The organism is Variovorax sp. J31P207, from assembly GCF_030316965.1.
In the GTDB taxonomy this organism is placed as follows: Bacteria; Pseudomonadota; Gammaproteobacteria; order Burkholderiales; family Burkholderiaceae_C; genus Variovorax; species Variovorax ginsengisoli_B.
The window spans coordinates 182,195-209,176 of the sequence record NZ_JASZYN010000006.1 but is presented as its reverse complement, the minus strand read 5'-3'; the positions used below and the strand labels follow the sequence as shown (position 1 = coordinate 209,176).

Annotated in this window: 27 protein-coding genes; 15 read left to right on the top strand and 12 right to left on the bottom strand. The window is 68.9% G+C overall.

Annotated elements, in window-relative coordinates; translation table 11 throughout:
- Positions 1–82: 82 nt before the first annotated feature.
- A complete protein-coding gene (locus tag QTI68_RS21555) occupies positions 83–1,042 on the top strand; it encodes an alpha/beta fold hydrolase (RefSeq protein WP_286524314.1) in 960 nt (319 codons plus the stop codon).
- A gap of 8 nt (positions 1,043–1,050) precedes the next feature.
- On the opposite strand, the gene QTI68_RS21550 is transcribed toward QTI68_RS21555, so the two are convergent.
- The 3 genes from QTI68_RS21550 to QTI68_RS21540 all read right to left on the bottom strand — a co-directional run bounded on the left by QTI68_RS21550 (position 1,051) and on the right by QTI68_RS21540 (position 3,215).
- Complete coding sequence (locus tag QTI68_RS21550) at positions 1,051–1,890, bottom strand: caspase family protein (RefSeq protein ID WP_286524312.1); 840 nt, start codon at positions 1,888–1,890, stop codon at positions 1,051–1,053.
- A 5-nt stretch (positions 1,891–1,895) separates the two neighbouring features.
- Positions 1,896–2,513: an anti-sigma factor family protein gene (locus tag QTI68_RS21545; RefSeq protein WP_286524310.1), complete on the bottom strand. Its 618-nt coding sequence runs from the start codon at positions 2,511–2,513 to the stop codon at positions 1,896–1,898.
- 105 nt (positions 2,514–2,618) lie between these two features.
- A complete protein-coding gene (locus QTI68_RS21540; protein WP_286524308.1) occupies positions 2,619–3,215 on the bottom strand; it encodes an RNA polymerase sigma factor in 597 nt (198 codons plus the stop codon).
- Between the two features lie 146 nt (positions 3,216–3,361).
- Here QTI68_RS21540 and QTI68_RS21535 point away from each other — a divergent pair, with 146 nt between their 5' ends.
- From QTI68_RS21535 to QTI68_RS21500, 8 genes are all read left to right on the top strand, one after another.
- Positions 3,362–3,544, top strand: coding sequence for a DUF3563 family protein (locus QTI68_RS21535; protein WP_286524307.1), 183 nt, complete (start codon positions 3,362–3,364; stop codon positions 3,542–3,544).
- Between the two features lie 162 nt (positions 3,545–3,706).
- Entirely contained in the window at positions 3,707–5,005 is a 1,299-nt protein-coding gene (locus QTI68_RS21530; protein ID WP_286524306.1) for a cupin-like domain-containing protein, read from the top strand.
- 183 nt (positions 5,006–5,188) lie between these two features.
- Positions 5,189–5,377, top strand: coding sequence for a hypothetical protein (locus QTI68_RS21525; RefSeq protein ID WP_286524305.1), 189 nt, complete (start codon positions 5,189–5,191; stop codon positions 5,375–5,377).
- Between the two features lie 59 nt (positions 5,378–5,436).
- A complete protein-coding gene (locus tag QTI68_RS21520) occupies positions 5,437–8,589 on the top strand; it encodes an AAA family ATPase (RefSeq protein WP_286524303.1) in 3,153 nt (1,050 codons plus the stop codon).
- Entirely contained in the window at positions 8,590–9,492 is a 903-nt protein-coding gene (locus QTI68_RS21515; RefSeq protein ID WP_286524302.1) for a DUF3237 domain-containing protein, read from the top strand.
- Positions 9,493–9,536: 44 nt separating this feature from the next.
- On the top strand, positions 9,537–10,478 hold the full coding sequence (locus QTI68_RS21510) for an encapsulin (protein ID WP_286524299.1): 942 nt from the start codon (positions 9,537–9,539) through the stop codon (positions 10,476–10,478).
- Between the two features lies 1 nt (position 10,479).
- A complete protein-coding gene (locus tag QTI68_RS21505) occupies positions 10,480–13,443 on the top strand; it encodes an FAD-dependent oxidoreductase (protein ID WP_286524296.1) in 2,964 nt (987 codons plus the stop codon).
- A 112-nt stretch (positions 13,444–13,555) separates the two neighbouring features.
- On the top strand, positions 13,556–13,894 hold the full coding sequence (locus tag QTI68_RS21500; protein ID WP_286524294.1) for a hypothetical protein: 339 nt from the start codon (positions 13,556–13,558) through the stop codon (positions 13,892–13,894).
- An 18-nt stretch (positions 13,895–13,912) separates the two neighbouring features.
- On the opposite strand, the gene QTI68_RS21495 is transcribed toward QTI68_RS21500, so the two are convergent.
- From QTI68_RS21495 to QTI68_RS21470, 6 genes are all read right to left on the bottom strand, one after another.
- Entirely contained in the window at positions 13,913–14,197 is a 285-nt protein-coding gene (locus QTI68_RS21495; RefSeq protein WP_286524292.1) for a hypothetical protein, read from the bottom strand.
- A gap of 99 nt (positions 14,198–14,296) precedes the next feature.
- Entirely contained in the window at positions 14,297–14,842 is a 546-nt protein-coding gene (locus tag QTI68_RS40340) for a murein hydrolase activator EnvC family protein (protein ID WP_286524289.1), read from the bottom strand.
- 59 nt (positions 14,843–14,901) lie between these two features.
- On the bottom strand, positions 14,902–16,686 hold the full coding sequence (locus QTI68_RS21485) for an ABC transporter ATP-binding protein (protein ID WP_286524287.1): 1,785 nt from the start codon (positions 16,684–16,686) through the stop codon (positions 14,902–14,904).
- Between the two features lie 16 nt (positions 16,687–16,702).
- Positions 16,703–17,188, bottom strand: a complete 486-nt coding sequence (locus QTI68_RS21480) for a CreA family protein (protein WP_503011721.1) — start codon at positions 17,186–17,188, stop codon at positions 16,703–16,705.
- Positions 17,185–17,736 (bottom strand): NUDIX hydrolase, encoded by a 552-nt coding sequence (locus QTI68_RS21475; protein WP_286524285.1) that lies wholly within the window; start codon positions 17,734–17,736, stop codon positions 17,185–17,187. Before QTI68_RS21475 ends, QTI68_RS21480 begins: the two co-directional genes overlap by 4 nt.
- A 19-nt stretch (positions 17,737–17,755) precedes the next feature.
- Positions 17,756–18,457 carry a fumarylacetoacetate hydrolase family protein gene (locus QTI68_RS21470; protein ID WP_286524283.1) on the bottom strand — a complete coding sequence of 234 codons (702 nt, stop codon included), beginning with the start codon at positions 18,455–18,457 and terminating at the stop codon, positions 17,756–17,758.
- 104 nt (positions 18,458–18,561) lie between these two features.
- Here QTI68_RS21470 and maiA point away from each other — a divergent pair, with 104 nt between their 5' ends.
- Both maiA and pgeF read left to right on the top strand, forming a co-directional pair.
- Positions 18,562–19,200, top strand: a complete 639-nt coding sequence (gene maiA / locus QTI68_RS21465) for a maleylacetoacetate isomerase (RefSeq protein WP_286524864.1) — start codon at positions 18,562–18,564, stop codon at positions 19,198–19,200.
- Positions 19,201–19,202: 2 nt separating this feature from the next.
- A complete protein-coding gene (gene pgeF / locus QTI68_RS21460) occupies positions 19,203–19,952 on the top strand; it encodes a peptidoglycan editing factor PgeF (RefSeq protein WP_286524281.1) in 750 nt (249 codons plus the stop codon).
- Here the strand turns inward: pgeF and QTI68_RS21455 are convergent.
- Positions 19,884–20,192: a hypothetical protein gene (locus tag QTI68_RS21455; protein ID WP_286524278.1), complete on the bottom strand. Its 309-nt coding sequence runs from the start codon at positions 20,190–20,192 to the stop codon at positions 19,884–19,886. The genes pgeF and QTI68_RS21455 overlap by 69 nt on opposite strands.
- Positions 20,193–20,298: 106 nt before the next feature.
- Between QTI68_RS21455 and QTI68_RS21450 the strand changes: the two genes are divergently transcribed.
- The 4 genes from QTI68_RS21450 to QTI68_RS21435 all read left to right on the top strand — a co-directional run bounded on the left by QTI68_RS21450 (position 20,299) and on the right by QTI68_RS21435 (position 25,058).
- A complete protein-coding gene (locus tag QTI68_RS21450) occupies positions 20,299–22,029 on the top strand; it encodes a PHA/PHB synthase family protein (protein WP_286524277.1) in 1,731 nt (576 codons plus the stop codon).
- Between the two features lie 46 nt (positions 22,030–22,075).
- A complete protein-coding gene (locus tag QTI68_RS21445; protein ID WP_286524276.1) occupies positions 22,076–23,254 on the top strand; it encodes an acetyl-CoA C-acetyltransferase in 1,179 nt (392 codons plus the stop codon).
- A gap of 5 nt (positions 23,255–23,259) precedes the next feature.
- Positions 23,260–23,937, top strand: a complete 678-nt coding sequence (locus QTI68_RS21440) for an RraA family protein (protein WP_286524274.1) — start codon at positions 23,260–23,262, stop codon at positions 23,935–23,937.
- A gap of 128 nt (positions 23,938–24,065) precedes the next feature.
- Positions 24,066–25,058 carry a tripartite tricarboxylate transporter substrate-binding protein gene (locus tag QTI68_RS21435; protein WP_286524272.1) on the top strand — a complete coding sequence of 331 codons (993 nt, stop codon included), beginning with the start codon at positions 24,066–24,068 and terminating at the stop codon, positions 25,056–25,058.
- Here the strand turns inward: QTI68_RS21435 and QTI68_RS21430 are convergent, their stop codons facing one another.
- Positions 25,059–25,934: an endonuclease/exonuclease/phosphatase family protein gene (locus tag QTI68_RS21430; RefSeq protein ID WP_286524269.1), complete on the bottom strand. Its 876-nt coding sequence runs from the start codon at positions 25,932–25,934 to the stop codon at positions 25,059–25,061.
- Positions 25,935–25,944: 10 nt separating this feature from the next.
- Positions 25,945–26,910, bottom strand: coding sequence for a LysR family transcriptional regulator (locus tag QTI68_RS21425; protein WP_286524266.1), 966 nt, complete (start codon positions 26,908–26,910; stop codon positions 25,945–25,947).
- Between the last annotated feature and the right edge of the window lie 72 nt (positions 26,911–26,982).

Here is a 26,982-nt window from a genome sequence, read left to right as displayed (position 1 = left end):
TCCCGCCCATGGGTTGCGGACGTTCCGGATTCGGTTCAAGGAGATTTCGGGCGAACCTCGCACCGGGGTAGGATCGCCAGCGATGCCCGACAGCGCGCCGCCTGATCCGCCGCCGAACCCCGCACGCCTGACGGGCTTGCGCGGTGCCTTCGACGCGCTGCGCAACCTTGGATTGATGGGTTTCGGCTCGCGCGGTGCGAGCGAATACGACACGTTCACGGCCACGGATGGCCACGTTGTTCCCGTGTGTGTGCTCGGCCGCGGGTCGCCGCTGGTGCTGGTGCACGGATTCGGATGCACGCATCGCGATTGGCTGCCGGTGGCCCGGAGGCTGGCACGGCGCCATTGCGTGCTCAGCTGGGACGCACGCGGCCATGGCAGCTGCCGGTCGGCGAGCGGCAGCATCACGCTGGCGCGACTTGCGAACGACCTCGCCGAGGCACTCGACCACTTCGGGCTGCAGCGCTCGATCCTGGTCGGGCATTCCATGGGCGCGCTGACGTTGATGCAATACCTGCACCTGCATGGCACGCAGCGGGTTGCTGCGGTGGCGCTGGTCGACCAGTCGCCGCGCATCGTGACGGACGACAGCTGGCGACTGGGGCTGTTCGGCGGCTGCAGCGCGGCGATGCTGTCGGGGCTGATCGCTGGCGCGCGCCGGGATTTGGCCGAGATGCTGTTGAACGAGGTCGGCGCACTCGGGGGCGCCTGGTTGCAGCGCCAGCTGGCTGTCGAAGCGCCGCTCGGACGGATGCTGCGTCGCCGTCTGGGGCGCATCGATGTCAAGCCACTGCTCGACCTGGCCGAGTCAATGGCGAAGGCCGACTTCCGCGCTTCGCTGTCGCGCCTTGACGCGCCGCTGCTCGTCGTGCTTGGGGCCCGCAGCCCACACTACGCCGGTGTGCCGCTCGATGCCTGGTATCGCGACACTGTGAAGCACGCGCAGGTCTCGATCTACCCGCATGCCGGCCATTCGCCGCATGTCAGTGAGCCGCTGCGCTTCGCGCGCGAGCTCGAGCGCTTCATTGAAGACCACGCGTGAGGGGCGGCTCAGCTGCCGCAGCGCCCGTTGGCGTTCGATTTGAAGCAGAAGTCAGCGGTCAGGCTCGAGGACTCCCAGGGTACCTGTACGCGGCCGGTGTCTTCGGCCACACCGATACGCACCCGCTTGAAGAGTTGCTCGATCTGCAGCCCTGGCATCGAGATGTTGGCCAGCAGGTGGCGTGCATAGACGCTGTGCTCGCTGCTGGCGCTGTCGAGCGCCACGCCGTTCGGCGCGGTCGAAAAGGCCACGAGCGTGCCCACGGGCGCATCGAGCGATGCCAGGCCGCCCGGCGTCGCGCCGCGGAATTTCAGGCGCCGTCCGTCGGGACCCACGATGACGCCGCCGGCGAACGGGTTCACACGGCAGGCGTCGAGCACCACGATGTTGGCGCCAGTGCCGATCGCACTGAGCCGGTCGACGAACTCGCCGACGTCCGCACTTTGCCGTTGGATGTCCTCTTCGGACTGCGGGTCGGCATCGATCGGCACCAGGTAGTTGCGACCCTTCACCTGAACCCCGTGGCCGGCATAGAACACCACGCGGACCGCCGCCTTCGGCGCACGGATCGAAAACTCGCGCAGCGATTCGATCAGGTCCGGCAGTCGCGTGTTCTGACGCAGGGTCACCTCGTAGCCAAGGCCGCGCAGCGCCGCCGCGACGGCGATGGCGTCGCCCGGCGGGTTCTTCAGCGGTGCAGTGCGGTAGGCGCCGTTGCCGATCACCAATGCGATGCGCGACCCGGCGGCGTTGGCATCGGCCGGGGCGCCCATGGCGGAACCGAAGGGCAGGGCTGCGGCACCCAGTGCGCCGCGCAGCAGCAGACGACGGGTCAGCAGTGCGGCCATGTCGGCTACTCCCGGGGCGGCACGCCAGCTGCGAGCGCGGCGGCCTGAACGATCGGGGCGGCCTTGACCTGTGCGAGCGCCGCTGCTTCGCTGCCGGCCGGTACGCGCAGGTAGTAGTCGCCGAGCTGGCCAGGGCCGCCGGCCAGTTCGCCACGAACCTGGACCATCAGCATGCGGATGTCGGTCTCCTTGGCGTCCGGCGCGAAGCTGATCTTCAGCATCGGGCCCTCTTCGACGCGAACCGCGTGCAGCGCGCGGATTTCGTCGGCGCTGTCGCGAGCGCTGCCGAGCATGTTCACGATGACGCCACTTTGCACTGCCATGACCGCCAGCGCGGCCAGCGCGTAGCTCGGGCGCATGCCGAAGTTGCCGAAAAAGGCGCTGATGCGTTCGGCCAGGGTCGGACGGTCGCCCTGGATCAGGCGCATGGTGCGGGCCAGGCCGATCGTTGCCGGCACGGCCGGGGCGTTTTCCTGCACGCGCGCCTGCAGTGAGCGATACCAGTCCAGCTCGCTGCGGGACTCGGGATGCTGTGCCATGTAGGCGTCGACCCAGGCGCGGTCTTCGGCGTCCAGCGAGCCGTTGGCATACCAGGGGAGGAGTTCTTCGAAGCGTTCTTTCATGATCATCATTCCTGCACGGGACATGCCGTGTCAGCCCCTTGGTTGCGCGAGCCCGGCGGACGGTTCAAATTAATTCGCGCAATCGCCAAATACGCCACGAGCTCTTCAGGATGCAAGAGCGCCCCTGGCGTCAGGGGCACCCCCCTCGCTGCGCAGCAGCGACTGCAGGCAATTCTTGATCTTCTGGCGGGCGTGGAACAGGCGCGTCTTGACGGTGCCCTCGGGGCAGTTTTGGACCTCCGCCACGTCAGCCAGGCTCATGCCCTCGTAGAACACCAGGTGCAGGCATTCGCGATGCTCGTCCGACAGCTTGCCCATGCAATGTTGCACGCCTTCACGCCGTTGCTTGCCAGCCAACTCCGCGTAGCCGTCGGGCGTGTCGGAGGCGGTGGTCTCGGCGATGTCGTCGAGATCGCCATGCACCTCGTCAGGCCGCCGCGCACGGTAGACCATCAGCGCCTTTCTGCGCGCAATCCCGATGAGCCAGGTGGAGAACTGCGAATCGCCGCGAAAGCGATCGGGGTGGCGCCAGACCTCGTAGAACGAGTCCGCCAGGACTTCCTCGGCCCGCGCGTGGTCGCTCAGCATGTTGAGGACATACGCGTACACCTTGCGGCTGAACGCCTTGTACAGCTGACGAAACGCTGCCTGGTCTTCGCGGCCGATGCGTGCCAGCAGCTTGTTGACCTCGTCGTTGTCCATGCGGGCGGGAGGGGTGCAGTGGCGGTGACGAAATATAACGCGGCACCGAACCGCCGAACTACCCCTCGACGCCCGTCGGGTATGACGAGGATCACAGCAGAAATTGGGGAAAACCCTTATTCTGGAGCTTTCTTGAGACAACTGCCATGACACTCCTCTACCGTGCGTTCACCGCGCTCGCATCGTTGCAACGCCGCTTCCCGAACTCGCGCGAGGCCGAAGAGACCTATCTCGCCGGCGCGGTCGACATCTATGACCTCGAGCGCCGGATGCGACAACTCGACAAGCGCGACACCCAGCAACCGTTCCATCTTCGGCATTCGGCCTGAGGGGCGAAGCCCCCGCCGGTCTCGAAGGCTGGACTGCTTTTCGGCGGCTCCGTTCCCACGGATTCAGGCATTTTTGACCGATCCGCGGCGGGCACGGGACATCGCCTCTGCCGCTACAGTGATGGTCTACCCGTGTACGACCCCATCACCTTCGGACAAAGCATGAGCGCAGACCCGGCTGAATGGACCCAGAACGCCCAGGTGGGCGCCATGGCCTACCTGCTTCATACCCTGCTGCAGGAAGCCGAGCGGCAAAACCGCGGCTTCATCGCCAAGGTCATCGAGGGCGCCGTCGACGACCACAAGGGCATCCCCGCGGGCACCCCCAACAAGCCCTTCGTCGACGCCGTCTTCGCCGAGACCCTCCAGTTCCTCAGGCGATCGCAGGCCTCGCCCGAACACCCCGACCTGCCCGAACTGCCCCCGGCGCCGCGGCCGCGCGAGCTCGGCGCGCAGGCGCCGGTCAGCGACGACTGGCTGCAGTGGATCGCCGAGAACCGCCTGCGCGAATGCACGCCCGACTCGATGCTCTCGGCGATGACGGCCGCCGGGGTCGATGCGGTGCAATCGAAGGCGGCCATCGCCCGGATCGAGACCGACCCGGCCTTTCGCGCCGCCCGCCGCATGCAGAAGGTCGAGCGCAAGCTCGAATCGGTGGTCGCGAACCTGCAGAAGCTGTGGGCGTCGTCGCCGCGCTACGGCGTGGTTGAAAAGCGCAAGTCACCGTCGCGCGACGAGTTCGTCGAGCGCTACGTGCGGGGCTGCCGTCCGGTGGTCCTGACCGACGTCACCAAGGACTGGGGCGCCATGAAGCGCTGGTCGCCCGAAGACCTGAAGCGGCGTTTCGGCCATCTGGACGTCGAGATCCAGGACGGCCGCGATGCCGATCCGAACTACGAGGAGAACAAGCTCGCGCATCGCAAGATCGTGCAGCTGGGTCCGTTCGTCGACCGGGTGCTCGCCGGAGGGCCGACCAACGACTACTACCTGACGGCCAACAACGAGGCCTTGCGCAGCCCCGGGTTTGCGCCGCTGCTGGAAGACATCGGCCGCCTGCCGCCCGCCTGCGACCGCTCGCAGCTCGGCCACCGATCGTCGTTCTGGTTCGGGCCGGCCGGCACCACGACGCCCTTGCACCACGACACCCTGATGCTGTTCCACACGCAGGTGGTCGGACGCAAGCGCTGGCGCCTCGTGTCGCCCCTGGAGACCCCGAAGGTCTACAACTACAACGGCGTCTTCAGCCCGGTCGACGTCGACAACCCGGACTTCGTCCGCTATCCGCTCTTCGGCGAGGTGACGGTGCTGGACGTGATCGTGGAGCCCGGGGAGACGATGTTCCTGCCGCTCGCCTGGTGGCACCAGGTGCTGTCGATGGACATCAGCCTGTCGTTCTCATACTCCAACTTCGACCTGCCGAACGATTTCGTCTACCAGAACCCGGACATCGGGAATTGGTAACAATCGAGCGTCGGTGAGCGGAAAACCGATGCCGCCGCGCCACGCCAAACCCCAGGTTTGAATCCTAATTTCTGACCAGAACTAGTATCAGTCAGTAATCTTCGGTAAAGTCCATTTATGCACCTCCTGCGACAACCAGGGAGGGACTTCCGGGGCGGCATGCCGTTCTCTCGTTCGCCTGTCGTGCATGAATCTGCCTGCGCGGCGCATCGCGGACTGCGGGATCGGGCCAGTGCCGCCGTGGCTGCTCCCGAGGCCCTCAGCACCGATCCGGGCGATCTCGTCGCGCGTGCCTATGCGCTGCTCGAACAAGAGGCGCAAGCCTGGCAGCAGCGACAGCGGGCCGACCTGTTGCCGGGGGGTGGACGTTGATTTGCCCCTCGTGCGCTTTCGCCAATTCGGAGAGTGCGCGCTTTTGCGGCGGCTGCGGGGTGCTTCTGGACTTCGCCGTCCAGCGCGCCGATGGCGAGCGGCGTCAGATCACGGTGCTGACCTGCGACGTCGTCGGATCGACCGCTCTGTCGCAGACGCTCGACCCCGAAGACCTGCATGAAATGCTGGGCGACTTCCAGCGCGTCTGCCAGGAGACGGCCGAACGGTACGACGGCTATATCTCCCAGTTCCTGGGCGATGGCGTCCAGATCTATTTCGGTTTTCCGCGGGCGCACGAGGACGATGCCCGACGGGCCGTCAGCTGCGGCCTCGAAATCCTCCAGGGCACCGAGCAGCTGAACCAGGCCTCGGCGCGGCCTTCGGGCGCCAGGTTGAGGATCCGGGTCGGTGCCGACACCGGGCGCGTCGTGGTCAGTCCGGTCGGCACCGGTGCCCGGCGCGAGAACATCGCGATGGGCGACGCGCCCAACATCGCATCGCGGGTGCAGGCGCTCGCGGAGCCCGACACCCTGTGGGTCACCGAAGCCACCTGGCGCATCGCCCACGAGCATTTCCAGGGCGAGCCGCGAGGCGAATTCGAGCTCAAGGGCGTGGCTTCGGCGGTCCGCCTCTGGCGCGTGACACGCGCCGACGGCGTCGTCCCGGGCCTGGAGCGGGTCGACCTGCTGACCCTCTACGTGGGCCGGGCGCACGAGCATGCGCTCTTGGCGGCGCACTGGACGGCGGCGCGATCCGGTGCCGCGCGCTTCGTCACCGTGCGCGGCGAGCCGGGGATCGGCAAGTCGCGGCTGGTCGCCGAGTTCAGGGGCCAGGTGGCGAGCGCGGACACCACGGTGCTCGCCGTGCGCTGCACCCAGTTCGCGAAGAACAGCGCGTTCCTGCCGGTCATCGAACTGCTCGAACGCGTGCTGGGCCTGGTCGGCGCCACCGAGCCGCAGGAGCGCCTCGGCCGCATCGACCAGCAATTGGCGGCACTGGGCATCAGGGCCCCCGATGCGGCACCGCTGCTGGCGGCGCTGCTGTCGATACCGGTTGCCGAGCGCTATCCCGCTCTGGAGCTGTCGCCCACTCGCCGCCGCGTGCGCACGATCGAGACGCTGGTCGCCATCATCGAGGCGATCGCATCGCGCAACCCGACCATCCTGGTGGCGGAGGACCTGCATTGGGCCGATCCGTCCACGCTCGAAGTGCTCGAAGCGCTGGTGTCGCGCGCGCGCCGGCTGCCGCTGCTCGGTCTCTTCACAGCCCGGCCCGAGTTCGATGCGGCATGGCCGGACGACGAGGCGACGCCCCTGGTCGAGGTGTCGCGCCTCGACCATGCCGAGGTCGAGGCGGTGGTTCGCCATGTCGCCCACGGCAAGCCGGTGCCGGGCGACGTGATCCGCGAGATCACCCAGCGCTGCGACGGCGTGCCGCTGTTCATCGAGGAGGTGGCGCGGGCGGTGATCGAGGCGGGCGTGCTGCAGGAGAACGAATATTCCTGGGCGCTCACGGGCGCACTGCCGTCGGACCTGATCCCGGCCAGCGTCGACGCCTCGCTGATGGCGCGGATCGACCGGCTCGGCGAAGCGCGCGGCACCGCGCAACTCGCGGCCACGATCGGGCGCGAGTTCACCTACGCGCAGCTGCGCGCCGTCAGCGAGCGCAGCGACAAGGACCTGGCGGAGGACCTCCAGCGCATCCTGTCCGCGGGCCTGGCCTGGCAGGTGTCCGCCGCTGCGCCGACCACCTTCGTCTTCAAGCACGCGCTGGTCCAGATGGCGGCCTACGAGTCGCTGCTGCGCTCGACGCGCCAGCGCTTCCACGAACGGATCGCGCGGGTGCTGCTCTCCGATTTCGGCGGCGAGGTGGCGCTGCGCCCGGAGATCGTCGCGCGCCACCTGTCGGGCGCCGGCCATCACGCGGAAAGCAGCGACCACTGGTTCGCCGCCGGGCAACGGGCGTTGACGCGCATGGCCATCCCCGAGGCGCATGGGCACTTCACGCGGGCGCTCGAAGGCCTGGCCAAGCTGCCGACCTCGGACGAGGTGCTGACCAAGGAGCTCGAGCTCCAGATCGCGATCGCGCCGACGCTGATGACGCTCTATGGCTGGGCCTCGCCGACGGTGGCGCTGGCGTGCGAGCGAGCCCGCAGCCTGAGCCATCTGCTGCAGCGGCCGGACCGGCTCTATGAGCCGATCTGGGGGCTGTGGACGAATCTCTTCGTCGGTGGCCAGCTGGACCGGGCGCTCGACACAGCGAACGAGGCGCTGTCGATGGCGCTGGCCAGCGGCGTCCCGATGCTGGAGGTGACCGGCCGCCATGCGGTCGCCTACACGCACTACTACCGCGGCGAGTGGGCCGAGTGCATCGCGCATGCGCAGGCCGGCATCGCGCTCTACGCGCTGGAACAGGAGCGCACGCTCACCAACACCTTCCAGATCAGCTCCACTGTCAACATGGTCGCCGGACTCGCCAGCAGCCTGTGGATGATGGGCCACCAGGACCAGGGCCTGGCGGAACTCGACCACATGATCGCGATGGCGCGCGACCTGGACCACCCGTCGGCATTGAGCAATGCGCTCGGCGTCGCCTGCTACATGCTGACCTTCCACCACGACCCGAAGCGCATGCTCGGCCACGCCTCGGAGGTCAAGAGCTTCGCCCGCGCGGAAGGATGGGAGCTCTGGTATGCCGTCGGGGTCATGAGCAGCGGGTGGGCCCGCCTGCGCCTCGGCGACCGCAGCGACGGCCTGAGGGAGCTGTTCGAAGGCGTGGCGCTGTTCCGCGCCACGCGCTCCGACCTCATGGGGCCGACGGTGGCCGTGATCCATGCCGAAGGCCTGCGGGCGGCTGGCCGCGACGACGAGGCGCTCGAGATGCTCGCGGCCACGGCCGAGACGGCCCGTCGCGGCCATGTCGGCGTGCTGCTGCCGGACGTCTTCCGGCTGATGGGCGAGATCCACCTGCAGGCCGGCGCGCTGCCGCAGGCGGAGGCAGCCTTCGACCAGGCCCTGGCGACGGCCCGGGCCCAGCAGGCCCTGTCGCTCGAACTGCGCGCCGCGATGTCGCGCCAGGCGCTGCTCGCGCGCACCGGCCGCGCGGCCGAGGGGATGGCGCTCGTCCGCCGCTGCTACGAGCGATTCAGCGACAGCTTCGATCAACCCGAGTTGCGCGCCGCCCGCGCGCTGCTCGAAGGCAGCGGGCGCTAGATGAAGTTTGCAGCGGCCCCGGTGGCGTTCGACGCCTTGCGCCCGGAGGTGGAGGCCGGCACACCGCTCGATGTCTGGTGGCAGGTCTCGCCCGCCCATCCGAGCCATCAGCTGGTCGTCGAGCGGCGCGTGAACGGCCTGCAACGGCCCTCGGTGCGCGCCTGGCCCGATGGCCGGCCCGACGATCCCGGCGCCCAGCGCTTCCGGGCCCAGCTGCCGCCCTGCGAAGCCGGCGACAGGGTGGACTACGCGCCGATCCTCTATCGGGCCGGACAGGTGGTGGCCGAACTCCCGGTCCGCAGCCTGCTCGGCGTGCCGCCCGCCGCGCCGGTGGGCGACGCGCTGCCGGCGCCGGTGCCGGCGACGGGCACCATCCCGCGCTACGACTGGGGCACGGACTTCCTGGGTGCTTTCACAGTCCAGCTGGCGAAGCCGCCGGAGTCCTTCGGGCCGGCGCCCGATGGGCTGCACATCACCTTCTACATTGCCTCGGGCGAGATCCACGGGCCGAAGATCAACGCCCGGATCCGCGGCGAGGGCGGCGACTGGATGCTGGTGCGCCGCGACGGCGTGGGCGTCGCCGACGTGCGCATCACCTACGAGACCGACGACGGCGCGCTGCTGCTGTCGCGCTACTACGGCATCTTCGACCTCGGGCCCGATGGCTACGAGCGCGCGCTGCGCAACGACTACGACCCGCTGCCGCCGCTGGTGCTGGCGCCGCAGTTCGTCACCTCCCACCCCGATTGGCTGTGGCTGAACCGGCTGCAGTGCATCGCGGTCGGCCGGGTGACGATGGCCGACCTGCTGGTTCGGTTCGATCTTTATGCGATTCGGGTCGGGCAGCCGCTGCCGTCCTCGGGGCTGCCACGTGCCCCCGAGGGTGGCCGCGGTGCTTCCTGAGCGGAACGGGTGATCAAGGTCAAACACACAACAGAGGAGTTGAGATGGCGGACAACAACCAGCAGGTTCCATGGACCGACGAGCAGTGGGCGCGGGTGCGCAAGGTGATCCAGGAGGAGGCGGCGAGGGCGCGGGTTGCGGCCAACTTCCTGCCCCTGGTGGGGCCCTTGCCGGCCAGCACCGACTACGTGGCGAACGACACGATCAGCTACGGGAGCGGGGAGGGGGCGAGGCTCCAGATCCAGGACAGGACGACGATCCAGCTGCCGACGCTGCAGGTGCGGGTGTTCCTGCGCGGCGCGCAGATGGCGGACCCCGACATGGACAGCGCGCTGCAGCTCTTCCGGCGGGCGGCCAACATGCTGGCGCGGCTGGAGGACAGCGTGGTGTTCACCGGGCTGGCAAAGGAGAGCGCGCGGCCCTGGAACGCGCCTCCGGTGGCGCAGGTGCTTGGCGGCGAGTACACCAAGGGCCTGGTGCAGGCCAATGGCGACCGGTCGCGCGACGTTGAGCTAGTCCCTTCGGAAAGCCTGGGCAACCGTCTGGTGACTGCCGTGTCCGCCTGCATTGGCGATCTCGAGGCGGCGGCTCATTTCGGCCCCTTTGCCGTCGTCTTCGGCCATGATTTCTTCACCGCGGTGCAGTCGCCCGACAAGTCATCGCTGGTGCTGCCGCAGGACCGCATCATTCCGTTCCTCGGCGGCGGGCCGTTGCTGCGCTCGTCCACGCTGCCCAAGGACGCCGGCGTGGTGGTTGCGCTGGGCGCGGCGCCGGTCGAGCTGGTCGTGGCGACCGACGTGTCGCTCAATTTCCTCCAGGTCACGGCGGATCCGCAATTCGTCTTCCGGGTCTACGAGAAGCTGGTCCTGCGGATCAAGGAGGAAGCGGCCATCAAGGTCATCAGGGTCAAGGGAGACGAGACCCCCTACAAACCGGGAGAGGTCGGCGAGAAGCCGAAGGATTCGGACACCAACAAGACCTCCTGAGATGAAGCCTGCAAGGGTCGTCATCCTCGGCGGTGGCGTGGCGGGCATGAGCGCCGCCCATGAGTTGATCGAGCGCGGCTTCGAGGTGGTCGTGCTCGAGCGCCGCGACATCGCGGGCGGCAAGGCGCGCAGCATCCCGGTGAGCGACCGCGAAGACGGCGGCGCCGGCCACGAGTTGGCCGACCGCGGCGTCGCCGCCATCGAACACCAGCTGCCGGGCGAGCATGGCTTTCGCTTCTTTCCGGGCTTCTACAAGCACGTGGTCGACACCATGCGGCGCATCCCGTCCTTCGACGGCCGGCCGGTGGCGGACCACTTGGTCGCGACCACGCGGGTCGGCTTCACGCAGTACGACCAGCCGGCCTTCGAGGTGCCGGCCAACTTTCCGCAGACACCCGGCGACGCCGGCACGGTGCTGCGCGACATCCTGCTCGCCTTCGGTCCGGTGACCGGTCTCACGCCCGACGACCTGGCCTTCTTCGGCTCCCGGATCTGGCAGATCCTGACCTCGTGCGAACAGCGCCGGCTCGACGAATACGAGAGCATCAGCTGGTGGGATTTCATCGGCGCCGAAGGGCGCTCGCCGGCCTACCAGAAGTTCCTCGGCGACGGCATCACGCGCTCGCTGGTGGCGGCCAAGGCGCGGCGGGCCAGCGCCCGCACCATCGGCGACATCTTCGCGCAGCTGATGCTGACGATCGTCAACCCGACCGGCGGCTCGACCGACCGGGTGCTGGACGGCCCGACCAACCTGATCTGGATCGATCCGTGGCTGAGCTGGCTGCAGGCGCGCGGCGTGCAGTACCACTTCAATGCCGAGGTCGAGCAGATCCTGTGCGCCGGCGACAAGGTGAGCGGCATCGTGGTGATGGAGCAGGGGGTGCGCACCGTCGTGCAGGGCGATCACTACATCGCCGCCGTGCCGCTCGAGCGGATGGCGGTGCTGGTCAACGACGACCTGCTGGCCGCCGACCCGTCGCTGGCCAACCTGCGCACGCTGGCACCCAATGTCGAATGGATGAACGGCGTGCAGTACTACCTGTACCGCGACGTGCCCGAGGTGCATGGGCACGTGATCCACATCGACTCCGAATGGGCCCTGACAAGCATCTCGCAGTTTCCGTTCTGGCGCAGCGTGGTGCCGACGATGCTGGCCTGTGGCGAGGTCAAGGACATCATCTCGGTCGATGTCTCCGACTGGACCGCGCCGGGCTCGGACGGACGGCCGGCGATGCAGTGCTCGCGCGACGAGGTCGCGCGCGAGACCTGGCGGCAGCTCAAGCGCTCGCTCAACGCCACGCAGGAGATCCTGCGCGACGAGGACCTGCATTCCTGGTTCCTCGACTCCGACACCGCGCCCGATCCCACCCGCCCCGGCTTCCTCGCGAACGCCGAGCCGCTGCTGGTGAACCTGGTCAATACCTGGGCGCTGCGGCCCGAGGCGGCGACCGGCTTGTCGAACCTGTTCCTGGCGTCCGACTACGTGCGCACGCACACCGACCTGGCGACGATGGAGGGGGCCAACGAGGCGGCGCGGCGGGCGGTGAACGCGCTGCTCGACGCCGCGGCATTCGCCGGCCCGCGCTGCGAGGTCTGGCCGCTGCAGGAAGTCGAGGTGCTGACCCCCTGGCGGCTGCACGACGCGGCGCGCCACCGGGCCGGCCAGCCGTGGGACGCCTCGCTGACCCAGGTGGCGCTGCAGGCGCTGGGCGCGGCGTCGCCGCTGCTCGACCAGGTACGCCCGCTGATGGCGGCGATCCGCCCCTACGCGATGCCGGTGGCCGATGCGCTGGATGCGATGGACCAGGCGATCGACGGTGCCGGCACCGGGCTGGGTGCCGATCCCGCGGTGCGCCATGGCTCCGCCTACGTGCCCACGCCGCTGGACAACGTGCTTCGGGTCACCGACCGCGTGCCCGGCATCGGCGGCGTCACGGGGCCGGGCGGCTTCGTCGAACGGATGGCGTGGTACCGCGGCCTGGTCACGCAGACGCTCGAGTCCGGCGTGCCCGACTGGGAGCCGCAGACCCACCTGTACGCGCTGGTGAAGGACTTCATGTCGCGCTCGGGCAAGGGCTTGCGGCCCGCCCTGTGCCTGGCGACGACGCGCGCGCTGGGCGGTCGGGTCGAGCACGCGCTGCCCGCCGCGGCCGGCATCGAGATGCTGCACAACGCCTTCCTGGTCCACGACGACATCGAGGACGGCAGCGAGTTCCGGCGCGGCGTGCCCACCATGCACCGGCGCGCCGGCATTCCGCTGGCCGTGAACACGGGCGACGCGATGAACGCGCTGGCCATGCGGCTGGTGCGCCGCAGCGGCGAGTTCCTCGGACCGGCCGGCGCGCTGCGCATCCTCGACGAGATCGACCACATGTTGATGGAGACGCTCGAAGGCCAGGCAATGGAACTGGGCTGGGTGCGCGACAACGACCTCTCGGTCGGCACCGACGACTACCTGCGTCTGGCGTTGAAGAAGACGGCCTGGTACAGCTTCATCCATCCGTTGCGGATCGGCGCGCTGGTGGCCGACCCCGAGGACCCGGATCTCGGCCGCTTCGATCGCTTCGGCTATCTGCTGGGCCTGGCCTTCCAGATCACGGACGACGTGCTCAACCTGAGCGGCGACGAGGCGCGCTATGGCAAGGAGATCGACGGCGACCTGTGGGAGGGCAAGCGCACGCTGGTGCTGACGCATGCGCTGTCCCACGCGAGCCGGGGCGAACGCGACTGGATGAGCAACTTCCTGTCGCGTCCGCGCGAACGCCGGCTGCCGCGCGAAGTGTTCCGCATGCACGACATCGTGGCGGGCACCGGCAGCATCGACTGGGCGCGTCAATCGGCGCTGGCGCTGGCCGACGCGGCGGCCAAGGAGTTCGATCTGTCGGCCTTCGCAGGGGTTGCTCCAAGCCCGGACCTGGACTGGCTGCGGGCCAGCGTCGGCTACCTGGTGCAGCGCGACTCCTAGCGCGGCGGCCCTGCGGCGCTCATTCCCGGCTCATTCTTGGCGCCTAGAGTGCGTGCAAGCCCTCCGTGGCGCCGCGTCGGCGTGCACGGGGCAGGGCCTGAAGGAGAGTTGCATGCATGCTTTGATCAAGGGTCTCGCCGTGGGCGTCTTCGGCGCCATCGCCACGCTCGGCGCGCTCAGCGCCAACGCCCAGTCGGATGGATCGGACTACCACCCGCTGCAGATGAACTCGCCCGCCAAGCCGGAGGTCGACGCCGACGCGATCGCCGCATCGCATGCACAGGGCACCGAGGCCATCGGCCAGTCGACCGCCGCGCCGATGGTGAACTCGCAGGGCGTGTCGCGCGAAGCGGTCTACCGTGAAGCCGTCGCGGCGTCACATGGCACCGGCACCGAGGCGATCGGCCAGTCGACCGGCATGGCCGGCATCACCGGCGGTGTCCCGCACTGAGCAACCCGAACGCGGGGCTCAGAGGGCTTCGGCGAGCGCATCGACGGCGCCGAAGTCCGCCGGCGCGAGCAGCACCGCCATGTCGGGCCGCAGCGCGTAGCGCGCCAGGGCCTTGGCCTCGATGAGGCCGAAGTTCGCCTGGCAGGCGGAGATCAGGCTGGCTTCATTCGTCTCGGCGCCGAAGCGCTCGCACAGGGCGCGTTCCGAGATGTGGGCGATGATGCGAGGTCCGTCAAAACCATCAGGGTAGATCGCGAACCTGACGGTGCCCGAATCGGGGCAATGGATCGCTTCGCAGTTCATCGGGTGCTCCTTGTCGTTTGCTGCATATTGGACTGCAGCGCAGCGAAAGAAAGTCCCGGCGAACATCGCCTTGCGACGACGGATGACGCCTACAGCGGGTCAGCGCAAGGTGCCGTTCAGGTAGGGCTCGGGGTCCACTGCCACGCCCTGCTTGCGGATCTCGAAGTGCAGCTTCACGCGGTCGGCGTCGCTGTTGCCGATCTCGGCGATCTTCTGGCCCTGGCGCACCACGTCTTTCTCCTTGACCAGGATGGTCTTGGCGTTGGCGTAGGCGGTCAGGAAGGTGTCGTTGTGCTGGACGATGACCATGTTGCCGTAGCCCCGCAGTTCGCCGCCCACGTACACGACCCGGCCGTCGGCCGCGGCGACCACCGGGTCGCCCAGGTTGCCGGCGATGTCCATGCCCTTGTTGCGGGTGCCGTCGAAGCCGGACAGGGTGCGCCCGGGCGCCGGGCGGATGAAGATGGCCTGCGGCTTTGGTGCCGGCGGCGTCGCGGCGGGCGGCGCCGCCTGGCCCGAGGGCGGCAACGGATAGAAGGGCGGGCTGGTGCTCTGCGGCGGGGTCGAACAGGCCGTCAAGGCGGCGATCGCGACGGCGCCGGCCGCGATGACGGTGGCGCGAGAGAGTGGATTCTGGATGTGCATGGCTTGGATGGAACGTGATCGCGGCGAAGGGTTCCCCGGCGCGTGGCCGGACTGCAGTTTTAGCATGCGGCGGCCGGGGCAGGTGCGACCATGCGTTGCAGCAGCGGCTGGCGCGCCAGGACCGCTGCGCGCGGGCCGGCGTCGACCACCCGGCCGGCCTCCATGAGCACCACCGTGTCGAAGCGCTCCAGCAGGCTCAGGCGGTGGATCGACGCGACCATGCAGGCGTCGGGAAATGCGGCCGCGATGCGTTCGAGCACCCGTGCTTCGGTGGCCGCGTCGAGCGCGCTGGTCGGCTCGTCGAGCAGCAGCAGGGAGCTGCCCCGGGCCGCCAGCACGCCGCGCGCGAGGCACAGGCGCTGGCGCTGGCCGCCCGACAGGTTGAAGCCGCGCTCCGACAGCGGCGTGTCGAGGTCGCCGTGCGTGGCCTGCAGCACCTCGTCGAAGGTGCTGGCGTGCATCGCCGCGCGCAGCGCGTCGTCGCTCGCCGGCTGGCCGAAGCCGAGGTTCTCGCGCACGCTGGCCTCGAACACCTCGGTCTCCTGCGGGATCAGCGTCGCCAGGCTGCGCAGCCTCGGCCATGGCTGCGGCTGGCCGTCGATCGCCAGCGTACCCTGCTGCGGCGCATAGAGGCCGGCCAGCACCCGCAGCAGCGTGCTCTTGCCGCCGCCGCTCGGGCCGACCAGCGCGATGCGCTGGCCGCGGCCGAGTGCCAGCGAGACGTCGTGCAGCCCGCTGCGCGCAGGCTCTGGAGTGGCCGCCGGCGTGCCGCGCGGGTCGTAGCGCCAGACCAGGTGCTCGACCGCGATCGTGCGCCAGGCGGCATCGCGGTCGATGGCTTCCTCGGCCAGATCCCGCACCCGCGAGGGCGCCTGCCAGATCGGTGCGGCACTGGTGTAGTCGGTGTGCATGCGGGCGAAGAACTGGAAGTTGGCGGCCATGGAGGAGACCACGCCCGCGGCCTGTTGGGCGTATTGGTAGATCATGAACACCCCGCCCAGCAGCACCGCCTGGCCCGGCGCCCGCGACTGCCAGACGTAGACCACCACCAGCCCCCAGGTCAGCGCCAGGCCGAGGATGTCGACCGCGAACCACTTGCCTTCGTTGAGCACCACGGTGCGCTTCAGCGGCACCGAGATCGCGGCCATGCGCCGGCCCAGCAGCAGGCGCGATGCGGCCGACAGGCGCAGGCCGATCACGGTCGAGGCGTTGCCGAGGAAGTCGAGCAGGGCGGCCACGTAGCGGCGGTCGGCGTCGTTCTCGGCGCGGGCCAGCCGCATCAGCGCCTGGTCGAAACGCAGCACCAGGATGGCGATCACCACGTAGCCGGTGATGGCGATCGCGCCGCTCGCGCGCGACAACAGGGTCAGGGCCACCAGCGGCCCGATGAAGTTGACGATGTTGGTGAGGTAGACGAACTGGTTCTGCGCGAAGTCCGACAGGGCCTTGCTGGCCTGGTGCACGCGGTGCTGCATCTCGCCAGAATGGTGGCCGTCCTGCCAGGCCAGCGGGGCGGCGGCGATCCGGGCGTAGAGCGTGTCGGCCAGGCGTTCGCGCACCTGCAGGCCGACGTTGCGTTCGAGGATCCGGCCCGGCCCGTGCACCAGCCAGGAGGCGACATAGACCGCCGTCAGCGCCCCGATCCAGCGGCCGGAGCCGGCGAAGTCGCCGGTCTGCAGCGCGTTGATGGCCTGCGCCGCCAGCCAGGGCATCGTGAGCCGCAGCAGCTGCGAGCCGGTCAGCAGCGCGGTCGCGGCCAGCAGTTGCGGCCGGGCACCCTCGGCGTAGTGCCAGAGCGCACCGTAGAGGGCGCGAATGGCGTTGCCGGGGGCGTTGTCGCTCATCCGCCGGCGCCTCGCGCTACTTCATCGGGATCGGCGTTGCCCGATCGATGGCCACCGCGGTGACGCTGTTCTTCGGCGAGCCATCGACCAGCAGGTCGGAATAGGTCAGGTAGACCAGCGTGTTGCGCTTGCTGTCGACCAGCCGCACCACGCGCAGCCGCTTGAACAGGATCGACAGCCGCTCGCTGTAGACCTCCTCGCGCTTGGGCAGCGGCTGCGTCACGCTCACCGGGCCCACTTGCCGGCAGGCGATCGAGGCCTCGGACTTGTCCTCGGCCAGGCCGAGCGCGCCGGAGACGCCACCGGTCTTGGCGCGCGAGACATAGCAGGTCACGCCGTTGACCTTGGGGTCGTCGTAGGCCTCGACCACGATCTTGTGGTCGGGGCCGATGAGCTTGAAGGCGGTGTCGACCTCGCCCACCGGCTCGGCCGGGGCGCCCGCTGCCGCCGTCATCGCCAGGCCGAGCAGCAGGACCGGCATCCAGCCGCGGCGCGTCGTCATGCGATGTCCACCGTGTGGACGCGATCGAAGCTGCCCCGGCGGCGGTCCTCGAAATAGCGCTGAAGCGCCTCGCGCACGGTGCGGAAGGCGATCTCTTCCCACGGGATCTCTTCTTCGGTGAAGAGCCGGGCCTCGATGGTCTCGTGGCCCGGGTCGAAGCGCTCGCTCAGCAGCCGCGCCCGATAGAACAGGTGGACCTGGCCGACCCGCACCACGCTCATCACGGCGAACAGGCCCTCCATCTCGTACTCGGCGCCGGCTTCTTCGTCGGTCTCGCGCGCCGCCCCCTGTTCGGTGGTCTCGCCGAGTTCCATGAAGCCGGCCGGCAGGGTCCACTTGCCCCAGCGCGGCTCGATATTGCGCTTGCACAGCAACACCCGATCGCCGAGGACCGGGATCGTGCCGACCACGTTGAGCGGGTTCTCGTAGTGGACCGTGCTGCAGGCCGGGCAGATCGCGCGCTCCTTGGTGTCGCCATCGTCCGGCAGACGGTAGACGACGGCGGTGCCGCAGTTCTTGCAGTGCTTGATGGGGACGCGCAGGATCATGGGCGTGACCAGGGCGTGGCTAGACGATCTGGACCGTCAGCGACGGCAGGCCGGTGATCTCGCCGACCAGCGTATCGCCGGCGACCACCGCCGCCACGCCCTCGGGGGTGCCGGTGAAGATCAGGTCGCCGGGCTGCAGTTCCCAGGCCGCCGACAGGTGTTCGATGGTCTCGGCCAGGTTCCAGATCAGCTTGCTCACGTTGCTGCGCTGGCGGTCGGTCCCGCCGACCTGCACCGAGATCTCGGCGTGCTCGATGTCGCCGGCCTGGGCCGCCGGCACGATCGGGCCGATCGGCGCGCTCTGCTCGAAGCTCTTGCCGATGTCCCAGGGCCGGCCCTGCTTCTTCATGTCGTTCTGCAGGTCGCGGCGCGTCATGTCGAGGCCGACGGCATAGCCGTAGATGTGCTTCATCGCGTCCGCGGCGGCGATGTTCCGGCCGCCGGTGCCGATGGCCGCGACCAGCTCGATCTCGTGGTGCAGGTTCTTGGTCAGCGTGGGGTAGTCCATGCGGCCGGTCGCGCCGGCGTCGACCACGACCACGGCATCGGCCGGCTTCATGAAGAAGAAGGGCGGTTCGCGCCCGGTGAAACCCATTTCCTTGGCATGCTCTTCGTAGTTGCGGCCGACGCAGTAGATGCGGTGCACCGGAAAACGCGCGGCCTGGCCGACCACCGGGATCGACACGACCGGATGGGGGGTGAAAACAAACTCGGCAGTCATGGGAAAAGCGTCCTTTTTCAGCGAAACGGGAAGTGTGCCAGAGGGCGGCGCCGGTTGTCCGCAGTGGGACTGGGGGCAGGCGGCACGGCTATGCTTGCCGGATGATGAAGCTGCACAACTATTTCCGCTCCTCCGCGTCCTTCCGCGTGCGCATCGCGCTGAACCTCAAGGGCCTCGACTACGAGTACATCCCGGTGCACATCGCTCGCGGCGAGCACAAGACCGGCCCCTTCGCGGCGATCTCGCCCGACATGCTGGTGCCCCTGCTCGAGGACGACGGCGAGCGCTTCACGCAGTCGATGGCGATCATCGAATACCTGGACGAGATCCAGCCCGAGCCGCCGCTGCTGCCGCACGACCCGGTCGGCCGGGCCCGCGTCCGGGCGCTGTCCGAGTCGATCGCCTGCGAGATCCATCCGCTCAACAACCTGCGCGTGCTCAAGTACCTGGTGCGCGAACTCAAGCTCGACGACGACGCCAAGAACGGCTGGTACCGCCACTGGGTGCGCGAAGGCATGCTGGCCTTCGAGCGCCAGCTGGCCCTGCACCCCGCGAGCACCTACTGCTTCGGCGACACCCCCACCATGGCCGACTGCTGCCTGGTGCCGCAGGTCTTCAACGGCCAGCGCTTCGACTGCGACTTCAGCGGCCTGCCGCGCACCATGGCGGCCTTCGAGGCCTGCATGCAGCTCGATGCCTTCCAGCGGGCCCAGCCTTCGCGCTGTCCCGACGCCGAAGCGTGAGCATGCCCGATTGGCTGGTGCCCGACTGGCCGCTGCCCGCCGGCGTGCGGGCGCTCTGCACCACGCGCGAGGGCGGGGTCTCGGCGGGTGCCTGCCAGAGCCTCAACCTGGGCGGCCATGTCGGCGACGATCCGGCCAGCGTGCAGACCAACCGGGCGCGGCTCGAAGCAGCGCTCGGCGCGCACCCGGTGTTCCTGCAGCAGGTGCACGGTACCGAGCTCGTGGCGCTCGACAGCCGGACGGCCGACGGCGCTGCCGCCGACGCCTGCACCACCGTCGTGCCCGGCGTCGCCTGCACGATCATGGTCGCCGACTGCCTGCCGGTGCTGTTCGCCGATGCGGCAGGCCGTCGCGTGGCGGCCGCGCATGCGGGCTGGCGCGGACTGGCCGCGGGCGTGCTCGAACGGACCGTCGCCGCCTTCGAGGGCGAGGGCGGCGCGCCGGCGCTCATGGCCTGGCTCGGGCCTTGCATCGGCCCGGACGCCTTCGAGGTCGGCGATGAAGTGCGCGCGGCCTTCGTCGCCGGTTCACCGGCGGCGAGCCGGTGCTTCCGCCCCGCCGGAACCCCGGGCAAGTGGATGGCCGACCTGGCCGGCCTGGCGCGCCAGCGGCTGCAGGCGGCGGGCGTCGCGCGGCTTCATGGCAACGACGGCAGCGAAGCCTGGTGCACGGTTCACAACCCGTTACGTTTTTTCTCGCACCGGCGCGACCGGGCCAGCGGCCGCTTCGCCGCCTGCATCTGGCGCCTCTGAATGGCCCCTGGCCGCCTCTGCGTGCGTTCGTACGGCCGCCTCTCGCTCGGCCGCCTCGCGGGCCTTGAGCGCCCTGCGACGGGCCGGCGTGGCCATCAGGTAAACCACCAGTGCCACCGGCAAAAGGCCGTAGAGTACAAAGGTAACGATCGCGCCGAGCACGGTGCCGGTGGTGTTGGTGGCTTCCGCAATGGCCATCATCAGGGCCACGTAGAGCCAGGCGATCACGACGAGGTGCATAGAAGATGATGTTTTCAGGCAGGTATGGCGGGCCGCGCTGGTGGGGCCCTGGCGAATACAGCATACTCAAAACCCGTATGCACGAGGCGAGGCAGCAGGAGACATCATGAAACACGCACAGGCCACCGCGGCCGAGACTTTCGCGCCCTTTCAGCAAGCGCTCACGCAGGGCTGGGAGAAAGCCCTCGAATCCTTCCAGTCGCTCGGCGCCCAGGGAACGGCCTCGGCCGGCGCCCCCTGGAGCCAGATGCCCAAGCTGTCGTTCTCGGGCGAGAAGCTGCGCCAGCTGCAGGAGCAGTACGTCAGCGAAGCCAGCGCGCTCTGGCAGAACGGCTTCGCGGCGCAGGCCGGCGCCGACAAGCGCTTTGCCGGCGCGGCCTGGGGCGGCAATCCGGTCTCGTCTTTCTCGGCCGCCATCTACCTGCTGAACGCCCGCACCCTCATGGGCATGGCGGACGCAGTCGAAGCCGACGCCAAGACCCGCTCGCGCCTTCGCTTCGCGGTCGAACAATGGATGGCGGCTTCGGCGCCGAGCAACTACCTGGCCTTCAACGCCGAAGCCCAGAAGAAGGCGCTCGAGACCCAGGGCGAGAGCATCGCCAAGGGCATCCAGAACCTGCTGCACGACCTGCAGCAGGGCCATGTCAGCATGACCGATGAAAGCGCCTTCGAGGTCGGCCGCAACGTCGGCACCACCGAAGGCGCGGTGGTGTTCGAGAACGACCTGTTCCAGCTGCTCGAATACAAGCCGCTGACCGCCAAGGTCTACGAGCGGCCGCTGCTGCTGGTGCCGCCGTGCATCAACAAGTTCTACATCCTCGACCTGCAGCCCGAGAATTCGCTGATCCGCTATGCGGTCGAGCAGGGACACCGCGTCTTCGTCGTGAGCTGGCGCAACCCCGATGCGTCGATGGCGCACTACACCTGGGACCAGTACATCGAGGACGCCGCCATCAAGGCGATCCACGTCACCCAGGAGATCACCGGCCAGGACAAGGCGGGCGGCAAGATCGACACCCTCGGCTTCTGCGTCGGCGGCACCATCCTGAGCACCGCGCTGGCCGTGCTGGCGGCGCGCGGCGAGCAACCGGCGGCCTCGGTCACCTTGCTGACCACCCTGCTCAACTTCACCGACACCGGGGTGCTCGACATCTTCATCGACGAGAACTTCGTCAAGTTCCGCGAAATGCAGATGGGGCAGGGCGGGCTGCTGCAGGGCGGCGAGCTGGCCTCCACCTTCAGCTTCCTGCGGCCCAACGACCTGGTCTGGAACTACGTGGTGGGCAACTACCTGAAGGGCGAGACGCCTCCGCCCTTCGACCTGCTCTACTGGAACAGCGACGCCACCAACCTGCCGGGCCCGATGTACTGCTGGTATCTGCGCAACACCTACCACGAGAACAAGCTCGCGGTGCCCGGCGCGCTCACCGTGGCCGGCGAGCAGGTCGACCTCGGCGCCATCGAGGCGCCGGTCTACATCTACGGCTCGCGCGAGGACCACATCGTGCCGATCGGCGGCGCCTATGCCTCGACCCAGGTGCTCAAGGGCAAGAAGCGCTTCGTGATGGGCGCCTCGGGCCACATCGCCGGCGTGATCAATCCGCCGGCGAAGAAAAAGCGCAGCCACTGGATCCGCGCCGACGGCAAGCTGCCGGCGACGCAGGCCGAGTGGCTGGCCGGCGCGACCGAGCATCCCGGCAGCTGGTGGACCGACTGGTCCGACTGGCTGAAGACCCACGCGGGCAAGCAGATCGCTGCCCCCAAGGCTTATGGCAAAGGCAGCGCCTACAAGGCGAGCGAGCCGGCGCCGGGCCGCTATGTCAAGGCGAAAGCCTGAGCTTCACTTTTTCCGTCATTTCAATCCACGCATCGGAGAGCACACCATGGAAGACATCGTCATCGTTTCAGCCGCACGTACCGCCGTGGGCAAGTTCGGCGGATCGCTGGGCAGCATCCCGGCCACCGAACTCGGTGCCATCGTGATCAAGGAATTGCTGGCGCGCGCCAAGGTCGGCAGCGACCAGATCGGCGAAGTCATCATGGGCCAGGTGCTGACCGCGGGCAGCGGCCAGAATCCGGCGCGTCAGGCGCTGCTCAAGAGCGGCATCGCGAAGGAGACGCCGGCGCTGACCATCAACGCCGTTTGCGGCTCGGGCCTCAAGGCCGTGATGCTGGCGGCGCAGGCCGTGGCCACGGGCGACAGCGAGATCGTGATCGCCGGCGGCCAGGAAAGCATGAGCATGGCGCCGCACGTGCTGCCGAACTCGCGCAACGGCCAGCGCATGGGTGACTGGAAGCTGGTCGACTCGATGATCATCGACGGCCTGTGGGACGTCTACAACCAGTACCACATGGGCATCACGGCCGAGAACGTGGCCAAGAAGTACGACATCAGCCGTGCCGCGCAGGACGAACTCGCGCTCGGCAGCCAGACCAAGGCCGCGGCGGCGCAGGACGCCGGCAAGTTCAAGGACGAGATTGTCGCGGTCAACATTCCGCAGAAGAAGGGCGACCCGATCGTCTTCGACAAGGACGAGTTCATCAACCGCAAGAGCACGGCCGAAGTCCTGGCGGCGCTGCGCCCGGCCTTCGACAAGGCCGGCGGCGTGACGGCCGGCAATGCCTCGGGCCTGAACGACGGCGCCGCCGCCGTGATGGTCATGACCGCCAAGAAGGCGGCCGCGCTGGGCCTGAAGCCGCTCGGACGCATCGCCAGCTATGCCAGCACCGGCCTCGACCCGGCCTTCATGGGCATGGGCCCGGTGCCGGCGTCGCAGAAGGCGCTGCAGCGCGCCGGCTGGAAGCCGCAGGACCTCGACGTGCTCGAGATCAACGAGGCCTTTGCGGCCCAGGCCTGCGCGGTGAACCGCGAGATGGGCTGGGACATCAACAAGGTCAACGTGAACGGCGGCGCGATCGCCATCGGCCACCCGATCGGCGCGTCCGGCTGCCGCATCCTGGTGACGCTGCTGCACGAGATGCAGCGGCAGAACGCCAAGAAGGGCATCGCCTCGCTGTGCATCGGCGGCGGCATGGGCGTGGCCCTGACGATCGAGCGCTGAGCGTCTTGGACGACGCGCAGTTCTTTCGCCAGATCCGCGACGAGCTGTTCGTCGCCGCGGTGGGCGACGTGCTCGACACCATGGGCTGGCAGCACCAGTTTCTGCCGGCCGGCATTGCGCCGCTCGAGAAATCGATGCGCATCGTCGGCCGTGCCATGCCGGTGCTCGAGGCCGATGTCGTCAATGACGGCACGCGCTCGGCCGGGCCCCTGTCGGGCAAGCCTTTCGGCCTGATGCTGGAGGCGCTCGACGACCTGAAGCCGGGCGAGATCTACATCGCCACCGGCGCCTCGCTGCGCTATGCGCTGTGGGGCGGCCTGATGTCGACCCGGGCGCAGCATCTCAAGGCGGCGGGCGCGATCCTCGACGGCTACGTGCGCGACGCCGGCGAGATCGAGCGGCTCGGCTTCGATGTCTTCTGCCGCGGCACCTATGCGCAGGACCAGGGCGTGCGCGGGCAGGTCATCGACTACCGCTGCACGATCGAGATCGAGGGCGTGCGCATCGCGCCCGGCGACCTGCTGTTCGGCGACCGCGAGGGCGTGCTGGTGATCCCGCGCGCGGTCGAGCGCGAGGCGGTGGCCAAGGCCCTGGACAAGGTCCGCACCGAGAACAAGGTGGCCGACGCGATTCGCGGCGGCATGAGCGCCTGCGAGGCGCTGGCGACTTTCGGCGTCATGTGAGCGCCGGGCAGGGTGCGATCTGCGCATTCCTGCACAGGGTTTCCGAAAACCGAAGCCCGCCTTCCGAATTCGCCGATTGCGCGATCCCGGCGCAGCGTCGACCATGCCCGTTCCACTCGGGAGACAACATGGAAACGAAGCTGAAGGCGCTGATCGGCGTCACCCTGGGCGTTGCCCTGGCCACCCTCCAGGCACCTGCCGCCGCGCAGGCCCCCTGGCCCGACAAGCCCGTCACGCTGGTGGTGCCCTATTCGGCCGGCGGGCCCACCGACGTGGTCGCGCGCATGCTGGCGATCCCCATGGGCAAGTCGCTGGGCCAGACCGTCATCGTCGAGAACACGGTCGGCGCCGGCGGCACCATCGCGCCCGCGCGCGTGGCGCGGGCGGCACCGAACGGCTACACCATCCTGATCCACCACATGGGCATGGCGACCGCGCCGGCGCTCTACAAGAAGCTGTCGTACGACCCGCTGAAAGACTTCGAGTACGTCGGGCAGGTGCTCGACGTGCCGATGACCCTGCTGTCGCGCAAGGACTTTCCGGCCAACAACTTCCAGGAACTGCTGGCTTACGTCAAGGCCAACAAGGACAAGGTGTCGCTGGCCAACGCCGGCATCGGCGCGGTGTCGCAGCTCTGCGGCCTGCTGTTCACGAGCCAGATCGGGGTCGAGCTGACCACGGTGCCCTACAAGGGCGCCGGGCCGGCGCTCAACGATCTGATGGGCGGCCAGGTCGACCTGCTGTGCGACCAGACCACGCAAACCGCCCCGGTGATCAAGGAGGGCAACCGGGTCAAGGTGTTCGGCGTGACCACGCCCCAGCGCCTGTCGACGATGCCGAACATCCCGACCCTCGACGAGCAGGGCCTGAAGGGCTTCGACGTGCGCGTGTGGCACGGCGTCTATGCGCCGAAGGGCACGCCGCCGGCGGTGATCGACAAGATCAACGCCGCGCTGCGCGTGGCGCTGCAGGACCCGGTGGTCAAGCAGCGCCTGGCCGACCTGAGCTCGGAGATCGTGCCGATGGACAAGGTCACGCCCGAGGCGCTGCGCAGCCATTTGACGGCCGAGGTCGCCAAGTGGGGCAAGGTGATCCGGGCCGCAGGCATCCAGGGGGAGTGATCAGTCCCCGAATTCGATCATGACCGGCTGATGGTCGGAGGCCTGCGTCTGCAGGTCGACCTCGACCTTTCGCACCCGCGGCGCCAGCGAATCGCTCACGAAGACGAAGTCGCAGGCGATCGGGTCGGGGCCGTAGGTGCGGTCGAACAGGCGGAAGGTCGGGTCGTGCGGCCGCTCGGGGTGGGCCAGCGGCCAGGCATCCTGCAGGCGTCTTGCGGGCGTGCCCCCGGCCGGCAGCGCCGGGTCGACGAAGGCCTGCACGATCTCGTCGTAGGCCGGGTCGCTCGCCGCCATGTTGAAGTCGCCGCACAGGATCGCCTGCGGCGTGTGCGCCTTGGCCTGGAAGGGCGAGACTTCGCGCGGGTCGACCGGCGGTGCCGCGGCCTGTTCGCAGGCCTCCAGATGCAGGGCGCGCAGGGCCCGGGCCTGGGCCAGGCGCTGGTTTGGCGAGTAGTACTCCAGGTGGGTGGTCATCACGCGCAGCGATCCCAGTTCGGGGCTGGCGAGCGTGACCACGGTGCACATGCGCGGCATGCTGGTCACGGTCGGGTCGGCCGGCCACGGCAGGGGGTGATGCTGGACGCGGGACACCGGCAGCCGGGTGGCGATCAGGTTGCCGAAGCGCATCGGCCGGCCGTCGGCATCGAACTCGTCGACCGCGGCACCGAAGAACAGCCGGAAGCCCGGCAGCAGCGCCTGCAGTTCGGCCGGCTGGTCGCCGGGCTGGCCCGGCATGCCTTCGAAGCCCGAGGCGATCTCCTGCAGGCACAGCACGTCGAAGTCGGCCATCGCGCGCGCGCCGTCGACGATGCGCCGCGGGCTCACGGCGCCGTCGAGGCCGCGGCACCACTGGGTATTCCAGGTCACGAGTTTCATGGCGTTCCCATCAGCGTTGATGAGGGCGTTTTATCAGGTTGCGCCGACCCTGTTGCTGCTTGCGGCCCGGCATCGGCAGCATCGCTTCGCGCAGCCCCTCGATCGTCGAGCCGGCGCTGGCGACGAATTTCTCGAGGGCCGGACTCGTGCGGGCCGGATTCCAGACCAGCAAGGCCGGCGTGATGGCCGAGGCGCCCGTGAACGGCACGAAGCGGACGTTGTCGACGCGCGACCGCGCGAGCGAGCGCGGCACCAGCGACACCCCCAGCCCTTCGGCCACCATCGCCACGATGGTGAGCCACTGGCGTGCGGCATGGACCGTCTTCGGATGGACGCCGGCGCGGCTGAAGATGGCGATCACGTTGTCGTAGTTCGCCGGCGACACGTCGCGCGAGAACATCACGAAGCGCTCTTCGCACAGGTCGCCGAGATCGACTGCCTCCGCGCCGGCGTAGCGGTGGGCGGCCGGGAGGCAGAGCACGAACTCGTCGTCGACCAGCGGCAGCGAGCGCAGCTGGGGCGGGACGACGAAGGCATTGAGAAAGCCCGCATCTAGCTGGCCGTGCAGCAGGCCCTGGAGCTGCTCTGCGGTCGACATTTCGTGCAGGATCAGTTCGATGCCGTGGGCGTCGGTGTCGAAGCGTTGCACGATGGCCGGCACGCCGCGGTAGACCAGGGAGCCGGCCATTCCGACGTCGAGCCGGCCGCGGCTGCCGCTGGCCACGGCCAGGGCGATCGACGAAGCCCGCGCGACGCGATCCAGGATCTGGCGGGCTTCCTCGAGGAAGGCGGAACCGGCCGGCGTCAGTTCGACGTGCTTGCTGCTGCGCAGCAGCAGCCGGACGCCCAGCTCTTCCTCCAGCGCCTTGATCGCCAGGCTCAACGGCGGCTGGGTGATCGCCAGCCGGTCGGCGGCGCGTCCGAAATGGAGTTCTTCGGCCAGCACGGCGAAGTACCGGAGGGAATTCAGCTTCATCCGCAACGATTCTAGAAATGAATCGATCCAGCCACAATGTGAATTGGACGCAAATGATCATCGTCTCCAAGA

Excerpts from the sequence above, each read along its gene's own strand:
- QTI68_RS21555 (WP_286524314.1), top strand. The coding sequence starts at position 83 with ATGCCCGACAGCGCGCCGCCTGATCCGCCGCCGAACCCCGCACGCCTG.
- QTI68_RS21550 (WP_286524312.1), bottom strand. The coding sequence starts at position 1,890 with ATGGCCGCACTGCTGACCCGTCGTCTGCTGCTGCGCGGCGCACTGGGT.
- QTI68_RS21545 (WP_286524310.1), bottom strand. The coding sequence starts at position 2,513 with ATGAAAGAACGCTTCGAAGAACTCCTCCCCTGGTATGCCAACGGCTCG.
- QTI68_RS21540 (WP_286524308.1), bottom strand. The coding sequence starts at position 3,215 with ATGGACAACGACGAGGTCAACAAGCTGCTGGCACGCATCGGCCGCGAA.
- QTI68_RS21535 (WP_286524307.1), top strand. The coding sequence starts at position 3,362 with ATGACACTCCTCTACCGTGCGTTCACCGCGCTCGCATCGTTGCAACGC.
- QTI68_RS21530 (WP_286524306.1), top strand. The coding sequence starts at position 3,707 with ATGAGCGCAGACCCGGCTGAATGGACCCAGAACGCCCAGGTGGGCGCC.
- QTI68_RS21515 (WP_286524302.1), top strand. The coding sequence starts at position 8,590 with ATGAAGTTTGCAGCGGCCCCGGTGGCGTTCGACGCCTTGCGCCCGGAG.
- QTI68_RS21510 (WP_286524299.1), top strand. The coding sequence starts at position 9,537 with ATGGCGGACAACAACCAGCAGGTTCCATGGACCGACGAGCAGTGGGCG.
- QTI68_RS21505 (WP_286524296.1), top strand. The coding sequence starts at position 10,480 with ATGAAGCCTGCAAGGGTCGTCATCCTCGGCGGTGGCGTGGCGGGCATG.
- QTI68_RS21500 (WP_286524294.1), top strand. The coding sequence starts at position 13,556 with ATGCATGCTTTGATCAAGGGTCTCGCCGTGGGCGTCTTCGGCGCCATC.
- QTI68_RS21495 (WP_286524292.1), bottom strand. The coding sequence starts at position 14,197 with ATGAACTGCGAAGCGATCCATTGCCCCGATTCGGGCACCGTCAGGTTC.
- QTI68_RS40340 (WP_286524289.1), bottom strand. The coding sequence starts at position 14,842 with ATGCACATCCAGAATCCACTCTCTCGCGCCACCGTCATCGCGGCCGGC.
- QTI68_RS21485 (WP_286524287.1), bottom strand. The coding sequence starts at position 16,686 with ATGAGCGACAACGCCCCCGGCAACGCCATTCGCGCCCTCTACGGTGCG.
- QTI68_RS21480 (WP_503011721.1), bottom strand. The coding sequence starts at position 17,188 with ATGACGACGCGCCGCGGCTGGATGCCGGTCCTGCTGCTCGGCCTGGCG.
- QTI68_RS21475 (WP_286524285.1), bottom strand. The coding sequence starts at position 17,736 with ATGATCCTGCGCGTCCCCATCAAGCACTGCAAGAACTGCGGCACCGCC.
- QTI68_RS21470 (WP_286524283.1), bottom strand. The coding sequence starts at position 18,457 with ATGACTGCCGAGTTTGTTTTCACCCCCCATCCGGTCGTGTCGATCCCG.
- maiA (WP_286524864.1), top strand. The coding sequence starts at position 18,562 with ATGAAGCTGCACAACTATTTCCGCTCCTCCGCGTCCTTCCGCGTGCGC.
- pgeF (WP_286524281.1), top strand. The coding sequence starts at position 19,203 with ATGCCCGATTGGCTGGTGCCCGACTGGCCGCTGCCCGCCGGCGTGCGG.
- QTI68_RS21455 (WP_286524278.1), bottom strand. The coding sequence starts at position 20,192 with ATGCACCTCGTCGTGATCGCCTGGCTCTACGTGGCCCTGATGATGGCC.
- QTI68_RS21450 (WP_286524277.1), top strand. The coding sequence starts at position 20,299 with ATGAAACACGCACAGGCCACCGCGGCCGAGACTTTCGCGCCCTTTCAG.
- QTI68_RS21445 (WP_286524276.1), top strand. The coding sequence starts at position 22,076 with ATGGAAGACATCGTCATCGTTTCAGCCGCACGTACCGCCGTGGGCAAG.
- QTI68_RS21435 (WP_286524272.1), top strand. The coding sequence starts at position 24,066 with ATGGAAACGAAGCTGAAGGCGCTGATCGGCGTCACCCTGGGCGTTGCC.
- QTI68_RS21430 (WP_286524269.1), bottom strand. The coding sequence starts at position 25,934 with ATGAAACTCGTGACCTGGAATACCCAGTGGTGCCGCGGCCTCGACGGC.
- QTI68_RS21425 (WP_286524266.1), bottom strand. The coding sequence starts at position 26,910 with ATGAAGCTGAATTCCCTCCGGTACTTCGCCGTGCTGGCCGAAGAACTC.